Annotated in this window: 12 protein-coding genes; 6 read left to right on the top strand and 6 right to left on the bottom strand. The window is 64.2% G+C overall.

What is annotated here, in order from left to right; all coding sequences use genetic code 11:
• Nucleotides 1-531: 531 nt before the first annotated feature.
• The 6 genes from HNE05_RS16145 to HNE05_RS16120 all read left to right on the top strand — a co-directional run bounded on the left by HNE05_RS16145 (nt 532) and on the right by HNE05_RS16120 (nt 6,176).
• On the top strand, nt 532-825 hold the full coding sequence (locus HNE05_RS16145) for a co-chaperone GroES (protein ID WP_173209219.1): 294 nt from the start codon (nt 532-534) through the stop codon (nt 823-825).
• Between the two features lie 46 nt (nt 826-871).
• Entirely contained in the window at nt 872-2,512 is a 1,641-nt protein-coding gene (gene groL / locus HNE05_RS16140) for a chaperonin GroEL (RefSeq protein WP_173209217.1), read from the top strand.
• A gap of 307 nt (nt 2,513-2,819) precedes the next feature.
• Nucleotides 2,820-3,503, top strand: a complete 684-nt coding sequence (locus tag HNE05_RS16135; RefSeq protein WP_173209215.1) for a response regulator transcription factor — start codon at nt 2,820-2,822, stop codon at nt 3,501-3,503.
• Nucleotides 3,493-4,773, top strand: a complete 1,281-nt coding sequence (locus tag HNE05_RS16130) for a sensor histidine kinase (RefSeq protein ID WP_173209213.1) — start codon at nt 3,493-3,495, stop codon at nt 4,771-4,773. Before HNE05_RS16135 ends, HNE05_RS16130 begins: the two co-directional genes overlap by 11 nt.
• 245 nt (nt 4,774-5,018) lie before the next feature.
• Complete coding sequence (locus tag HNE05_RS16125) at nt 5,019-5,714, top strand: lipopolysaccharide kinase InaA family protein (RefSeq protein ID WP_173209211.1); 696 nt, start codon at nt 5,019-5,021, stop codon at nt 5,712-5,714.
• A gap of 222 nt (nt 5,715-5,936) precedes the next feature.
• A complete protein-coding gene (locus HNE05_RS16120; protein ID WP_173209209.1) occupies nt 5,937-6,176 on the top strand; it encodes a hypothetical protein in 240 nt (79 codons plus the stop codon).
• Nucleotides 6,177-6,232: 56 nt separating this feature from the next.
• Here the strand turns inward: HNE05_RS16120 and HNE05_RS16115 are convergent, their stop codons facing one another.
• The 6 genes from HNE05_RS16115 to HNE05_RS16090 all read right to left on the bottom strand — a co-directional run bounded on the left by HNE05_RS16115 (nt 6,233) and on the right by HNE05_RS16090 (nt 16,096).
• A complete protein-coding gene (locus tag HNE05_RS16115; RefSeq protein ID WP_173209207.1) occupies nt 6,233-9,286 on the bottom strand; it encodes a multidrug efflux RND transporter permease subunit in 3,054 nt (1,017 codons plus the stop codon).
• Between the two features lie 89 nt (nt 9,287-9,375).
• Complete coding sequence (locus tag HNE05_RS16110) at nt 9,376-10,509, bottom strand: efflux RND transporter periplasmic adaptor subunit (RefSeq protein ID WP_173209205.1); 1,134 nt, start codon at nt 10,507-10,509, stop codon at nt 9,376-9,378.
• A 190-nt stretch (nt 10,510-10,699) separates the two neighbouring features.
• Nucleotides 10,700-12,325, bottom strand: a complete 1,626-nt coding sequence (locus HNE05_RS16105; RefSeq protein ID WP_173209203.1) for a methyl-accepting chemotaxis protein — start codon at nt 12,323-12,325, stop codon at nt 10,700-10,702.
• Between the two features lie 187 nt (nt 12,326-12,512).
• Nucleotides 12,513-13,607, bottom strand: coding sequence for a DUF1513 domain-containing protein (locus HNE05_RS16100; protein WP_173209201.1), 1,095 nt, complete (start codon nt 13,605-13,607; stop codon nt 12,513-12,515).
• 3 nt (nt 13,608-13,610) lie between these two features.
• Nucleotides 13,611-14,672 (bottom strand): imelysin family protein, encoded by a 1,062-nt coding sequence (locus HNE05_RS16095; protein WP_173209199.1) that lies wholly within the window; start codon nt 14,670-14,672, stop codon nt 13,611-13,613.
• Between the two features lie 11 nt (nt 14,673-14,683).
• Nucleotides 14,684-16,096 carry a di-heme oxidoreductase family protein gene (locus HNE05_RS16090; RefSeq protein WP_173209197.1) on the bottom strand — a complete coding sequence of 471 codons (1,413 nt, stop codon included), beginning with the start codon at nt 16,094-16,096 and terminating at the stop codon, nt 14,684-14,686.
• Nucleotides 16,097-16,160 lie beyond the last annotated feature (64 nt).

Below are 16,160 nucleotides of genomic sequence, written 5' to 3'. Positions count from 1 at the left end.
TGCCAGGAGCAATTTTTAACGTCGCGCAGCGACGGCCCGCAGGGTGGCCGCTAGGGTCTGTTCCCGTTTCGTTCACGGCCGCGCCGGAGCCTGTTTTTGCGCGGGGTTAGGCGCGAGACGCGAGGTTTGGTCGTCCAAATGAGCCGTCGAGTAACGACGTCCCGCGCAAAAACGGGCCCGTCCCTGCGGGTTGCGCGCAAAATCGCGCCATGCGTCGTTGCGGGACTTGCCAAGGGAATGACCATTGCCTGCGTCCCGCGCCTAGCCTGGCGCGATTTTGCGCAGCAACGCGGTTCGCGAACGAAACGGGAACAGACCCTAGAGATGGCAGGCCATAAAAAAATCACCCCCAGCCCTTGAAATACCCTTGATCGCCCCTATCTAGCTAGCACCGCAAGGTGTCTGCCGTTTTCGGCAGAACAGACTTCCGTGGCCCGCCCAGGCGTGCCGCGCCCGGCTCCGCCGGACTTTGCTAACCCGCCGGTGCAGTCACCGGCCTGCTTACAACAACTTATCGGGAGAGATCGACCCATGAAGCTTCGTCCTCTGCATGACCGCGTCGTTATCCGCCGCAGCGAAGAAGAATCGAAAACCGCTGGTGGCATCGTGCTGCCGGGCTCCGCTGCTGAAAAGCCGAACCAGGGCGTGATCGTCGCCGTCGGTACCGGCAAAGCCCTGGACAACGGTGAAGTACGTGCCCTGGCCGTCAAAGTCGGTGACAAAGTGGTATTCGGCCCTTACTCCGGCAGCAACACCGTCAAAGTCGACGGCGAAGACCTGCTGGTGATGAGCGAGAACGAAATCCTCGCCGTCCTCGAAGCCTGATTCCCGCGAATACCCGTACAACTCAAGAATTTAAGGAACTACCACCATGGCTGCTAAAGAAGTCAAATTCGGCGATTCCGCTCGCAAGAAAATGCTGGTCGGCGTTAACGTCCTGGCCGACGCGGTAAAAGCGACCCTCGGCCCGAAAGGCCGCAACGTGGTGCTCGAGCGCAGCTACGGCGCGCCGCTGATCACCAAGGACGGCGTGTCCGTTGCCAAAGAAATCGAGCTGAAAGACCGCTTCGAGAACATGGGCGCCCAGCTGGTCAAGGACGTTGCGTCCAAGGCCAACGACGCTGCCGGTGACGGCACCACCACCGCCACCGTACTGGCTCAGGCCATCGTCAACGAAGGCCTGAAAGCCGTCGCTGCCGGCATGAACCCGATGGACCTCAAGCGCGGCATCGACAAGGCCACCATCGCCATCGTCGCCGAGCTGAAGAAGCTGTCCAAGCCGTGCACTGACACCAAGGCAATTGCCCAGGTCGGCACCATCTCCGCCAACTCCGACAACTCCATCGGCGACATCATTGCCGAAGCCATGGAAAAAGTCGGTAAAGAAGGCGTGATCACCGTTGAAGAAGGCTCGGGCCTGGAAAACGAACTGTCCGTCGTCGAAGGCATGCAGTTCGACCGTGGCTACCTGTCGCCGTACTTCATCAACAAGCCGGACACCATGATCGCCGAGCTCGACGGCCCGCTGATCCTGCTGGTCGACAAGAAGATCTCCAACATCCGCGAACTGCTGCCGGTGCTCGAAGCCGTGGCCAAGTCCGGCCGTCCGCTGCTGATCGTGGCCGAAGACGTTGAAGGCGAAGCCCTGGCGACCCTGGTCGTGAACAACATGCGTGGCATCGTCAAAGTCGCAGCCGTCAAGGCGCCGGGCTTCGGCGACCGTCGCAAGGCCATGCTGCAGGACATCGCCATCCTCACCGGCGGTACCGTGATTTCCGAAGAAGTCGGCCTGAGCCTGGAAAGCGCCACCCTGGAGCACCTGGGTAACGCCAAGCGCGTTCAGCTGAGCAAGGAAAACACCACCATCATCGACGGTGCTGGTCAGCAGGTGGACATCGAAGCCCGCGTTGCGCAGATCCGCAAGCAGGTCGAAGACACCACTTCCGACTACGACAAAGAGAAGCTGCAAGAGCGTCTGGCCAAACTGGCTGGCGGTGTTGCCGTGATCAAGGTCGGTGCCGGTACCGAAGTGGAAATGAAAGAGAAGAAAGCCCGCGTTGAAGACGCCCTGCACGCCACCCGCGCAGCCGTCGAAGAAGGCGTGGTACCTGGCGGTGGTGTTGCCCTGGTGCGCGCCCTGCAGGCCATCGACGAGCTGAAAGGCGACAACGACGACCAGAACGTCGGTATCGCCCTGCTGCGTCGCGCTGTTGAAGCGCCGCTGCGTCAGATCGTGGCCAACGCCGGCGGCGAGCCGAGCGTAGTGGTCGACAAGGTCAAGCAGGGTTCGGGTAACTACGGCTTCAACGCCGCGTCCGACACCTACGGCGACATGATCGAGATGGGTATTCTCGATCCGGCCAAAGTCACCCGTTCCGCCCTGCAGGCCGCCGCTTCCATCGGCAGCCTGATGATCACCACCGAAGCCATGATCGCCGACATCGTCGACGACAAGGCTGCTCCGGCCATGCCGGACATGGGTGGCATGGGTGGCATGGGCGGCATGATGTAAGCCGACCGGCCCTCGCTGCATAAAGAGCCCCGCCTAGTGCGGGGCTTTTTTATGGGCGCGATAAGAACCTGTTTACGACCTCCTGGCCGTCGGCCATACGGCGTTAAAAACAGCCTCGGAATGCTCATTTACAGCTGTAAACTCCGCTTCCTCGGCTGTTTTTGCCTTGTCTGGCTCTAGTCCAAAAGATCGTAAACAGGTTCTTAGCCGGGCGTCGTGAAAAAACCGTCAAAGCGACCGTGTTGCCTGGATGTTCGCGGTATCTTTGCGCCACTGCGGCGCCATCGCGCCGGTGAGGGAATTCGATATGCGCATCCTCCTGGTCGAGGACAACCGCGACATCCTGGCCAACATGGCCGACTACCTGGGGATCAAGGGTTACACGGTGGACTGCGCCCAGGATGGCCTGTCCGGTCTGCACCTGGCCGCCAGCGAACATTACGACCTGATCGTGCTGGACATCATGCTGCCCGGCATCGACGGCTACACCCTGTGCCAGCGCCTGCGCGAGGAGGCACGGCGCGATACCCCGGTGATCATGCTGACCGCCCGTGACCAGCTGGACGACCGTCTCAAGGGCTTCAAGGCCGGGGCCGACGACTACCTGGTCAAGCCCTTTGCCCTCTCCGAGCTGGCCGCGCGCATCGAGGCCGTGCTGCGCCGCAGCCTGGGTGGCGGCAAGCGCAGCCTGCAGGTCGGAGAGTTGAGTTATGACCTCGACACCCTGGAAGTCAGTCGCAGCGGCCGTCCGCTCAAGCTCAACCCGGTGGGCCTCAAGCTGCTCGCCCTGCTGATGCAGAAAAGTCCGCACGTGGTGCGCCGCGAGGCGCTGGAAGAGGCGCTGTGGGGCGACGATTGCCCGGACAGCGACAGTCTGCGCAGCCATGTGCACCAGTTGCGTCAGGTCATCGACAAACCGTTCGACCAGGCGCTGCTGCACACCGTGCACGGGGTCGGCTATCGCTTGGCGGAGTTGGCCGATGGAGTTTAGGCACAGCCTGTCACGGCGTATCGTCATCGCCTTCATGCTGATGACCTTGCTGGTGGGTGGCACCTTTGCCATCGGCATCGTCGAGACCGTGCACCAAGTCGAGGAGCGGCTGATCTCTAACGAGCTGGGCGGCGACCTCGAGCGTTTCCTGAAGATGGAGAGCATTGACGACTGGCGCCACCACCCCGAGCCCGGCCAGCTGTTCTACTTCAGTGATGGGCACGGCGACTTCGCCCTGCCGGAGGAACTACAGAGCCTGGCGCCGGGCTTTCACGAGGTGTACCGCGAGGAACGTTCCTACCATGGCTTCGTGCAGCTGGTGGATGGTCGCCGCTATGTGTTGCTGCAGGATCAGAGCGGCTTCGAGGACCGCGAGCAGTTGCTGTTCGCTGTGGTATTCGGCGGTTTCCTGATCAGCCTGGCGCTGTCCGGGCTGCTCGGCTGGCTGCTGGCGCGCAAGGTGATCGAACCGGTGGTGCGCCTGTCGACCCAGGTGCGCCACCCGGACCAGCTGCTCGACCGCGCGCCGTCGCTGGCGCCGGACTATGCCAGCGACGAGGTGGGGCAGCTGGCAGCCTCCTTCGACACCACCCTGGGCCTGCTGCGCCGTGCGCTGACCCGTGAGCGGCTGTTCACCAGTGACGTCAGCCATGAGCTGCGCACCCCGCTGATGGTGCTGGCCAGCTCCTGCGAGCTGCTGCTGGAAAGCCCTTCCCTGGACGCGCGAGCCCGTGGCCAGGTGCAGCGAATTGCCCGCGCCAGCGAGGAAATGCGTGATCTGGTGCAGACCTTTCTGCTGCTGGCGCGCTCGCGCAACGATGAACCCGGTATGACGCCCCTGGCCAGCCTGACCGAGGTGGCCGATGGCCTGGTTGAGCAATGGCGCCCGGCGATCGAGGCCAAGGGCCTGACATTTCACTATCAGCGCGGCAGCGGCACCCTGATGCATTACAACGCGCCCTTGCTGCGTTCGGTCATGGGCAATCTGCTGCGCAATGCGCTGCATTACACCGAGCGTGGGGCTATCGAGTTGCAACTGGGTGAGCAGGGCTTTGTCGTCGTCGACAGCGGCGTGGGCATTCCGGAAAGCGAGCGCGAGGCAATGTTCCAGCCTTTCGTGCGCGGTGGTCAGGCGCGTGGTGAGGGTCTCGGTCTCGGCCTGTCGCTGGTCCAGCGGATCTGCGAAAGCCAGGGCTGGAGTGTCAGTCTGAGTGGTGTGGAGCCCCAGGGTTGTCGCTTCGAGGTCAGCCTCACCGGCGCTGCTTGCTGAGCGCCCCTCCTGTCGCTGGTGGCCGTGGCTTCAGTGCTCCGGCGTAGGGGAATAAGCTGTCGTAGTGGTCAGGCGGGTATGCGCCTTGCACTCAAATTCAGATCGACTGTCGACAAGCATGTCAGGCTGTTATTGAGCACTTGTCTGTTACCCGCAGTGACTGCGGTAACCCATGTGTGTCGAGGTGCTCCAGTCTTGGCCGGTTTGGCGACGAGGTTATGATCTGATTTCGGGGGAGGGTGACGATGTTGAGTGCTGTGTTCGGGTTGGACAAGGATGCGAGTCTGTTCGATCAGTGGTGGCAGCAACAGGGGGAGTGGGTCGAGGCCCCCAATCGGCGCCGGGGTGGTGAAAGTGGGGTACAGCGGCTACGTCACGTGAGCGACGAACTGTTGTATGCCAAACGTCAGGTCGATCACCTCTATCGTAGCCTTCTGCACCCCTTCGGCCGGCCGACCGTGTTGCGTGAGCGCAATGCCCTGCTGGGCTTGAGCAAGCTGGGCGTGCGAGTGCCGCACCTGATCTACTGCGGTGCGCACTATCAGGTGGGCGAAGGCTGGCGCGGCATCCTCATCAGCGAGGCCTTGGAGGGCTTCGCCGATATCGACAGCTGGTATGCCCAGGGCGGGCCGGAATGCTTGAGCACCGAGCAGCATGAGCAGCTGTTGCAACAGATAGGTGCCACGCTGGCGCGTATGCACCTTGGCCGTTGGCAGCATGGCTGCCTGTACGCCAAGCATGTATTCGTGCGGGTGCAGGGTGATGCGCTGGACGTGGCCCTGCTGGACCTGGAGAAAAGCCGCCGGCGGCTGACGTGCAAAAGCGCTGCTCGGCATGATATGCGGCAACTCAGGCGCCATTCGCCGTGGAGTGATGTCGAATGGAAGCAGGTGCTGCATGGCTACCAGCAAGTTTTTGGTAGCTCTATCAAGGGTATTTAGCGGTTGAGTTAGCGCGTGTTCGGGTTGTGCCACGCGATGGAGCGTGCAGTAGCCACTGGCAGGTATAACGATTTTTTCACAGTTGTCCCTCTAGTCTGCCTCCCCGCTACCAAGGACCTTTGCGGTAGTGGGTTGACCGCTTGTCTGCCAAGACCACGGAAACGGTTTGATGCTCTAAGGTTTCCACTAAGTGTTAGGCAGCACTTTCAAGGGGTTGCAGCGATGAAATTAGAAATTGCTCGAGGTCTTTTCCTCGTTGGTGCCCTCGGCGTAACCGCCCTGGCCGCCGCCGCGTGGCAGGAGCCCGAACCCGTGGTGCTGGATGCCCAGAACAGTTCCCTGAGTTATTGCCCGCAGCCGGCGGTTGCCCGCAGCAAGGCGCTGACGCCGCAAGTCCGGCCCGACAGTGACCTGTTGCTGGTGATGTTCGGCCTGTCGCAGAACCTGAACGCCAGCAACTGAGCCGCCGCCGAATGAAAAAAGCCCCGCAATGCGGGGCTTTTTCTTGGGCGTGCCACTCAGTGTGACGGCACTGCTGCTGCGGCCGGCCTGGTGTCTGGCTTGGCCAGCAGGGTGTAGACGCAGGGCAGGACGAACAGGGTGAACAGGGTGCCGATCGACATGCCGGTGGCGATCACCAGGCCGATGTCGAAGCGGCTGGCCGCCCCGGCGCCGGTGGCGAGGATCAGCGGCACCATGCCGAAGACCATCGCCGCGGTGGTCATCAGCACCGGGCGCAGGCGAATCGAGGCGGCTTCCTCGATCGCTTCGCGCACACCGAGGCCCTTGTCGCGGCGCAGCTGGTTGGCGAACTCGACGATCAGGATGCCGTGCTTGCTGATCAGGCCGATCAGCGTCACCAGGCCCACCTGGGTGTAGATGTTCATGCTGGAGAAACCGAGGAAGATCGGCAGCAGGGCGCCGCAGATCGATAGCGGTACGGTCACCAGGATCACCAGCGGGTCGCGGAAACTCTCGAACTGCGCGGCCAGCACCAGGAAGATGATCGCCAGGGCCAGGGCGAAGGTGACGAACAGTGCGCTGCCTTCCTGCACATACTGGCGCGAGGCGCCGGCATAGTCGAAGGCGTAACCGCGCGGCGCTTCCTCGCGGGCGATCTGCGCGATGGTGTCCACCGCTTCACCGGTGCTGACGATCGGCACGCCCTCGATGATCGCCGAATTGAGCTGCTGGAACTGCTTGAGCTTGGTCGGCCGCGCGCGGTCGCTGACCGTGATCAGCGTACCCAGCGGCACCATCTGCCCGCTTTCGCTCTTCACGTAGTAGCTGCTCAGCCAGCCCGGATTGTCACGGTAGGCGCGCTCGACCTGGGCGATCACCTTGTAGCTGCGGCCGTCGATGGTGAAGCGGTTGATCTCGCCTTCACCAAGCAGGGTGGCCAGGGTCAGCCCCAGGTCCTGCATCGACACGCCCATCTGTGCGGCCTTCTCGCGGTCGATAGCGACCACCACTTCCGGCTTGTCGAAGGCCAGGTCGACGTTGAGGAAGGCGAACTTGCCCGACTCCATGGCCCGCGCCTTGACCCGGTCGGCCACCTGCAAGAGCGACTCGTAGTCGTTCGGCGTGTTGATCACGAACTGGAACGGCAGGCCCTGGCCGGTGCCCGGCAGCGATGGCAGGTTGAAACCGAAGATCTGCAGGCCGGGGATGGCATTGAGCCTGGCCTGGACTTCCGGTAGCAGCTCCATCTGCGTGCGCTCGCGCTCGTCCCAGGGGGTCAGCAGGAAGCCGCCGATACCCGCTTGCACGCCATCGAAGCCGTTGATCTGGAACGACGAGTAGTACTCGGGGAAGCTCTTGAAGATCTCCACGAACTCGTCGGTATAGGCATTCAGGTAGTTCAGGTTGGTCGGCTGCGGCGCGTTGGCGAAGAGGAACACGATGCCCTGGTCTTCTTCTGGCGCCAGCTCGCTGTGGCTGAACTTGAGCAGCACCGGGATCAGGCCCATGACGATCAGCGCGAACACCAGCACCACCGGGCGGGTGTTGAGGGTGCCGTGCAGGGCGTCCTGATAGCGACGCTTGAGCTTGTCGAAGATCTGATCGAGCTTGTGCGCCAGGCCCGAGGGGTTCTCCTCGTGGCGCAGCAGCTTGGCGCACATCATCGGCGACAGGGTCAGGGCGACGATGCCGGAGATGATCACCGCGCCGGCCAGGGTCAGGGCGAACTCCTTGAACAGCGCCCCGGTGAGGCCTTCGAGGAAGCCGATCGGGGCATACACCGCCGCCAGGGTGATGGTCATCGAGACCACCGGCACGGCGATCTCCCGAGCCCCTTCGATGGCCGCGTCGAAGGGCGTTTTACCTTCCTCGATATGGCGGTGGATATTTTCCACCACGACGATTGCATCGTCCACCACCAGGCCGATGGCCAGGACCATGGCCAGCAGGGTCAGCAGGTTGATCGAGTAGCCCATCAGCTGCATGAAGAACAGCACGCCGATCATCGACAGCGGAATGGTGATCACCGGGATCAGCACCGAGCGGAACGCGCCGAGGAACAGGAAGACCACGACGATGACGATCAGCACCGCCTCGATCAGGGTTATCACCACCTCGTCGATGGACGCCTGGATGAAGCGGGTGGCGTCGTAGGCGATGGAGACTTTCAGGTTCGGCGGCAGTTGCGCTTCCAGCTCCGGGAGGAGGGCGCGCACGTGCTTGATCACGTCCAGCGGGTTGGCGCTGGGCGTACCCTTGATGGCGATGTACACCGAGGGTGTGCCGTCGAACGAGCTGATCGAGTCGTAGTTGGCCGCGCCCATTTCCACCCGGGCCACGTCACGTACCAGCACGCGGGTGTCGCCGACGGTCTTCAGCGGGATGGCGCCGAAGGCTTCCGGGGTCTTCAGGTCGGTGCTGGCATTGATGCTGGTGACCACGTACTGGCCCTTCACTTCGCCGGCGGCGGCGAGGAAGTTGTACTGGCGCACGGCCTCGCTGAACTCGCCGGCGGTGACGCCATAGGCGGCCATCTTCACCGGGTCCAGCCACAGGCGCATGGCGAACACCTGGTTGCCGAGGATTTCCGCTTCAGCCATGCCCGGCAGGGTCGCCAGCTTGGGCTGGATGACCCGCGACAGGTAGTCGGTGATCTGCGGGTTGGACAGTTGCTCGCTGTAGAAGCTGACGTACATCAGCGCAGTCGAGTCGGCTGCTTCCTTGGACAACACCGGGTCTTCGGCATCCTGCGGCAGCTGGTTCTTCACCTCGCCGGCCTTGGCCAGCAGCTCGGTGAACAGGCGGTCGCTGTCGGCGCCGATGCGCGCGTAGATGGAAATCACCGAGAGGTTCTGCTGGCTCGACGAGGTCATGTAGTCGATGCCTTCGGCACTGGCCAGGCTCTGCTGCAGCGGCTGGGTGATGTAGCCCTGAATGGTCTCGGCATTCGCCCCGGGGTAGGCGGTGGCCACCGTGATCAGGGCGTTTTCCATCTGCGGGTACTGGCGGATCACCAGTTTGCTGAAGGCCTGGAAGCCCAGCAGGATGATCAGCAGGCTGACCACGGTGGCCAGTACCGGACGACGGATAAAGGGATCTGTAAAAGCCATCGGTGGCTCCTGGGTTTACTTGTAGGAGCGAGCTCTGCTCGCGAATGCATTTATGCCAAAGCTTCGCGGGCAGAGCCCGCTCCTACGGATTAGGGCGTGGTGGCTTGCTGGGCCTGGTCGTCGACGATGCTCACGTGGGCGCCGTTATCCAGTTTGAGCTGGCCGGCGGTGACCACCTGCTCGCCGGCCTTGAGGCCCTTGAGCACCAGCACCTGGCCATCGCGGCGCTCGCCGGTTTCGACGAAGCGACGCTCGACCAGTAGCTGGGCCTGGCCCTTGTCGTCTTTTACGACGGCACCTTTGTCGTCCTTCTTCTCGCCGATCACGTACACCGAGTTGCCGTACAGGGTGTAGGTGATGGCGGTTTCCGGCACCACGATCACCGGCTTTTCGCCTGGCAGAAGGACGTCCAGGTTGGCGAACATGCCCGGCAGCAGCTTGCTGTCGGGGTTCGGCAGCATGGCGCGCACCTGCAGGTTGCGCGTGGTTTCCTCGACCTTGGGGTTGATCGCGGCGATTTCGCCTTCGAATACCTCGCCCGGGTAGGCGGCGACGTTCAGGCGTACGCGCTGACCGATGGCCAGCAGCGGCACGGTCTGCTCGGGCAGGAAGAAGTCGACATACAGCTTGGACAGGTCCTGCAGGGTGGCCACGGTGTTGCCGGGGCTCAGGTAGTCACCGGTGTCGACCTGGCGGATGCCGATGGTGCCGGCGAAGGGGGCGAGGATGCGCTTCTTGTCCAGGCTGGCCTGCAGCTGGGCGACGCTGGCCTCGGCCTTGAGCAGTTCGGCATTCAGGCGGTCGAACTCGCTCTTGGAAATGGCCTGTTTGACGGCCAGGTTCTTGCCGCGCTGGAACTCCACCTGGGCCAAATTGCGCACGGCCAGGGCAGTGGCGAGGATCGCCTGTTCCACCTGGCCGTCCAGTTGCAGCAAGGGCTGGCCGAGGCTGACCTTCTCGCCGGACTGGAACAGCACCTGTTGCACGGTGCCTTGGACTTCGGCAGTCAGGTCGACGCCCTGGAACGCCTTGAGCGTGCCGATGGCCGGCAGGCGGCTCTGCCAGGGCTGCGCCTTGGCGGCAGCGGCGGACACGCTGATGGCCGGCTGCGGCGCGGAGAACATCTGCACCTGCTGGTAGATCGAATAGCCTTTGTAGGCGGCGAGGGCGAGCACCACGAGGATGACAGCGCCCAGCATGACAAACATGCGGCGGAGCAACATATTCCGGTTCCTTGGCGGGGCAAAAAGGGGCCTGGGAATAGGCGAAGCGGGCACCTTAGTCCGACTTGACCATCAAGTCAAAAGACGCCCATTTGCAAGAAGTTGCCAGCAAAGATTGTTGCAACAGCGTGTCGCGGTTATTGCCCCGCACTGGCATTTTGCCGGCACCTCCCTGTGCCGTGATGCCGTTTCAGGCGCCGAGGCGGCGGGTCACTTCGCCCAGCTCGCCGGAGAGGTTTTGCAGGTTCTGGCTGGCGGCCTGGGTGCGCTCGACGTTTTCCTGGTTGGAGCTGGCGATGGAGGTGATCTCCGTGAGGTTGCGCGAGATGTCCTCGGCCACCGAGGTCTGCTCCTCGGCGGCGGTGGCGATCTGCCGGTTCATGTCGCGGATGGCTTCCACCGCGCCGGTGATGCGCTGCAGCATTTCGCCAGCCTCGGTGACCTGGGTCACGCCTTCCTCGCTGCGGTTCTGCCCGCTTTCGATGGCGCGCACGGCATTCAGCGCGCCGGTCTGCACCGTGTCGATGATCTGGTTGATCTCGGCGGTGGACTGCGCGGTACGTTGCGCCAGGGTGCGTACCTCGTCGGCCACCACGGCGAAGCCGCGGCCCTGCTCGCCGGCACGGGCGGCTTCGATGGCGGCGTTGAGGGCCAGCAGGTTGGTCTGCTCGGCGATGCCGCGGATGACTTCCAGTACCTTGCCGATGCGCCCGCTGTCGGCTTCCAGGCGGCGGATCACTTCGGCGGTGTTGGCAATTTCACTGCGCATGCCGGTGATGGTCTGGATGGTCGCGGTCATCACCTTGCCACCCTGGCGTGCCGAGTCGTCGGCATCGTCCGCAGCATGTGCGGCTTCGGCGGCGTGGCGGGCGACTTCCTGGGCTGTGGCGGACATCTCGTGCATGGCCGTGGCGACCTGATCGGTGCGCTCGAACTGGTCGTTGATGCCCTGGGTCATGCGCGAGGCGATGTTGTTCAGTTCGCCGCTGGCATTGTCCAGGTTGTTGCTGCTCTGCTTCAGGCTCTGGGTGGTGTTGGCGAGAAAGTCGCGCAGGGTATTGGAGGCGATGGCCAGCATGCCCAGTTCATCGGCGCGCGTGGTCGCCACGTGCTGGCCGAAGTGGCCGTGGCTGAGCTCATCGACATGGCTGATCAGGTGGCGGATCGGGATGATCAGGTTGCGGTTGACCAGCCACAGGCTGAACAGGGCGATGACCACGCTGGCCGCCAGCAGTAACACGGTGCCGACGAGAATGGTGCGGTCGGCGGTGGCGTTGATCTGCTTGGCCTGTGCCAGGCTCTGCTCGCGCAGCTGGGTGACCAGGCCGCTCATCTGTTCGCTGGCGGCGCGGTCGATGCCCTTGACCGCGGCATCGCCGGCCTTGGCATCGCCATTGGCGGCAACGAAGGCGTCGCGGCCCTTGCGGTAGTTGACCCCGAGGGTCTGGTGCTCGCTACGCAGGCGCTCGATCTGGGTTTTCAGCGCCGGGTCGGCAGAAGCGACTTGCACCAACTGGCCCAGGGTGTCCTGCACCTTGCGCTCCTGGGACTCGAACTGGCCCCAGTATTTGCTCATATTCTCGCTGTCCTGGCCGCGCAGCAGCACGTTCTTCCATTCCTGGACCTGGATCTTGAACTCGACGTTGGCCGCGTCGATCAGGCGGGTGGCTTCCACCGGGCCGTCGAGCAGGCCGCGATAAGCCTGCATGCCACTGGAGAGGAAGCTGAAGCAGGCCAGGGCGGTGATCAGGATCAGCACCAGGCTGCCGCCGAGCAGAGCGAGGATCTGCGCGCGCAGGGATTTTTGCAGGAACATGGGGGACGCCTCTTCGGGGTTTTCTACCCCCGACACCCGTATGGGCGTCGGATCTGCGGATATCCCTATCCCCGGAACATGATGTTTCGGTTACATGCGGCCGGGCCAAGGGGCGGCCAGGGTGCATTGTCCGTTTCAGTATAGGTCGGCAGAAAGCAGGCGGCCTTAAGCCATTACCGGAGATTTATTAGGCCAGGCGCAGGTGGTTGTCCCATAGCCCGGCTGGCAGTTGCAGCGGCTGCGCGCTGATCTGTGCGCCGCGGCAGTCATACAGGCGGCAGCGGCCCTGCCCGGAGGTGACGACAAAACCCTCGGCCACCGCGCCGACGCCTGCGCAATCCGGCAAGGGCGCGTCGAGCAGTAGCTGGCTGCTGTCCAGGTTCCAGATAAAGAAGCGGTTGCCGCGCGGTGCGGTCAGGGCCAGCAGGCGCAAGTCGTTGTGGATGGCCAGGCTGGCGGTGTACTGGTGCATCGCCGCGCGCTGCGCCTCGCCCAGGGGGAAGGGCTGGAAGGGTTGCCCCGGGCGCTTGATCGCGAGCAGCGGTACGGCATCCTGTGGGTCGCCTTCGTACTGCTGGCCGGAGACGATGGTGCCGTCGCTGGCCACGGCCAGGTGGCGCACGCTGTTCATCCGCTGTGGCAGCCGTTCCTTGCTGAGCAGTGTGCCGTCGCGCTGCATCAGCACCAGGCTGGGCTCCATGGCCTGCAGGTTCATCATCACCCGGCTATCGGCCTCGGTGCGGATGCCGCCGTTGGCCACCACCAGGTTTTCGCCACCGGGTAGCCAGAGCAGCTGGTGCGGACCGATGCCATGGGTGGAGTGCTCGCCGATGCGCTGCAACTGGTTGGCCTGCAGGCGATAGACGCCGAGCACGCCACGGCCTGGTTGCGCGGTGTCGTTCTCGGTGCTGTAGAACAGCTCGCCAGCCTGGTGGAACAGGCCGTGACCGTAGAAATGGCGGTCGTCCGCGGCGCTCAGGGTTTGCAGCAGGCGGCCGTCGCGGGTATCGATCAGGTAGCTTTCGCGGCTCGGCCGGCGACCGACGAACACCGCCAGCGGCAGGCTCGGGTGCGGCACCACATCGTGGCAGCGTTCTTTGACTGGCGTGGCGAAGGCCTTGCTGCCATCCAGGCGGTAGCCGACGGCATAGTGCTGGCCGTTGCTGTCATCGCGGGCCGACAGCAGCAGGGGTTGCTGGCCATGGCTGACCAGCTGCCAGCCGCCCAGGGCGCTAGCCGCGAGGGCGGCGCCCGCAAGGCCGAGAAATGCTCTGCGCTGCATGCATCAGTCCCCGTCGTGGGCATTGAAGCCCAGCTGGATGCCGAGCGTCTTGGCCAGCTCACTTTCCTGCAGGCGGTGCAGTTGGTCGAGGCTGTCGTAGAAGGCATTGAGTTGCTGGCGGCCAGCTTCTTCGCCGAGCAGTTCGCCGAGCGGCCGCTGGATCGCCGCCAGTTGCTGGCGAGTGGCGCTGTACTGGGCATCCAGGCGCTGGCTCAGCTCGGCCTGGTCGCTGCCGAGCAGGGCCTTGATGCCGTCGTTGTTGCTGCCGAGCCAGACCCGTTCGGCGCTGGCCAGGCTGGCGGCGAGGCTGACGAGGCTGGCATTGCTGCGCCAGAACTCGGCCTGGTAGGGCTGCGGCTGGCCTTTGCTCTGGCGGCCGAGGGCGGTGCCGAGCTTCTTCTTCAGGCCATCGATGGCGCTGACCTGGGCGCGCAGCAGTTCGCCCACCGCTTCCGGCGCCTCGGCGTAGCGGTTGTTGGGGAATTGCTTGAGCTGCGCAGCCATACCGTCCTCGGCCTGCCACTGAGCGAGGATCTCGCCGCTGAGCTTGCTCTGGTGCTCGCCAATGGCGATCAGCAGGGGGCAGTAGCGGTTCTTCTGGGGAGCCTGATTGAGGTCGATGGCGGCATCGAACAGCACGTACTCATAGGCAGTGAGGCCCTGGACCACCACGCTGGCCTTGTCCAGGTCGGCTTGGCCCAGCTGCGGCTTGTTCTTCAGCAGCGTCTCGACCTGGCGCTGCACCAGGTTCTTCTTGTCCGGCCAGAACTGTACCTGCCAGGCGCGATTGCCTTCGGCCAGCGGGCCAACCAGCAGCGGTTGCAGGGTCGCCCAGCTACCGATAGTGGTGAGCAGGGTCTGGCGGGCGCCGCTCAGGTCCTGGCTGCCGTTGCAGAGTGCCTGGGCACTGCTGGCCAGTTGCTGGTTGGCCTGGTTCCAACTGCTGTAGGCCGGCAGCAACACGCTCTCGGCTAGGGCGCTGCTGGTTGCCTGCTGCGGGTCTTGCGGGCTGCAGGCGGCGAGGGCAAAGCCGAGCAGGGCGACAGCCAGAGGGGTACGGATCATGCCGGTCTCCTTTAGAGCGAGTTGAGGAAGGCCAGCAGCGCCTGACGCTGCTGGGCATCGAATTCGAGAATCTGATCTTTGGCTTGTTGCGCTTCGCCGCCATGCCAGAGGATGGCCTCCAGCAGGTTGCGGGCGCGGCCGTCGTGGAGGAACTGGCTGTGGCCGTTGACCGCCTGGGTCAGACCGATGCCCCACAACGGCGCGGTGCGCCACTGGCGGCCGTTGGCCTGGAATTCGTCGCGTCCGTCAGCCAGCCCTTCGCCCATGTCGTGCAGCAGCAGGTCGCTGTAAGGGCGGATCAGCTGGTTGGCCAGCTCCGGTTCGGCGGCCGTGGCAGCGGTGGTGAAGCTCGGCGTGTGGCACTGGGCGCAGCCGGCTTGCTGGAACAGCTGCTTGCCACGGCGCACCTGCAGATCGTCCACGGCGCGGCGTGCCGGTACCGCCAGGTTGCGGGTGTAGAACAGCACGCTGGCCATGATGGTGTCGCTGACTTCCAGCTCGCCGCCATTGATCGCAGTGCGGCAGTCGGTCTGTGCGCTGCTGCAGTTGTCCTGGCGGTTCGCCGCGCTGGTCAGGCCCATGTCGTTGGCGAAGGCGTCGGCGTTCTGCTGGTTGAGGCTGGGTTGTCCGGCCTTCCAGCCGAAGCGCCCGAGCACCGTGCGCTGCTGGGCGCGATCCCAGACCTGGTTGGGTACGCCGCGGATGCCGTCGCCGTTGCGGTCATCGGGGTCGGCATGGGCCAGGATGGCGGCCTCGGGGATGGCTTCGAGCAGGCCGAGGCCGATCATCGGCGGGGCGATGCGGGCGGAGAGCTGGGTCTGTGGGTGCAGCTCGCCATAGGCGAGGCGGCTGATCTCCAGCTTGGGCTGGCGCAACTCGACCTGAGTGCCGTCGGCAAAGCTTACCGGCACGCTGCTGTAGCTCACCCGCACCTTGGCTTCCGGGGCATGGCCGGGGTTGCTCATGTCCTGCAACTGGCCGCCATAAACGGGCTCAGGGATCACGCCCTGGTGCAACAGCCACTCGGCATGGGCGGTCGAGCCATCACTGGGAATCGACAGGCGCACCAGCATGGAGGCTGCCGTGCTGGCGTTGGGCTCAGGCGGATGGCCGCGGCCGTCCTTGATATGGCAGTTCTGGCAGGCGTTGGTGTTGAACAGCGGACCCAGGCCGTCACGTGCGGTGGTCGTCGCCGGGGCGCTGACCCAGGGATTGCGGAAGAAACTGTTGCCCACGCTGAAGTCCAGGCGCCGCGAGGGGGCGAGGTTGGCGGAGGGCAGGGAGAAGGCATTCTGGTCGGCCTGGCGCACCGTGGTGCTGCCAGCCGATAGCGCCTCGCCGGGTTCGACCGGCGGCAGCGGCTGTTCACAGGCGGCCAGACTGAGCGTCAGCGCCAGGACACAGAGGCGGAGCTGGAAAGGCATCGAGCACGAACCCGGGCAGAAAATCAGGCGGACAATCTTAGCAGGCTAATGGAATTCAAATAAG

The sequence above is a fragment of the Pseudomonas campi genome (assembly GCF_013200955.2).
GTDB lineage: Bacteria > Pseudomonadota > Gammaproteobacteria > Pseudomonadales > Pseudomonadaceae > Aquipseudomonas > Aquipseudomonas campi.
This window is presented reverse-complemented; position numbering and strand designations above follow the sequence as displayed.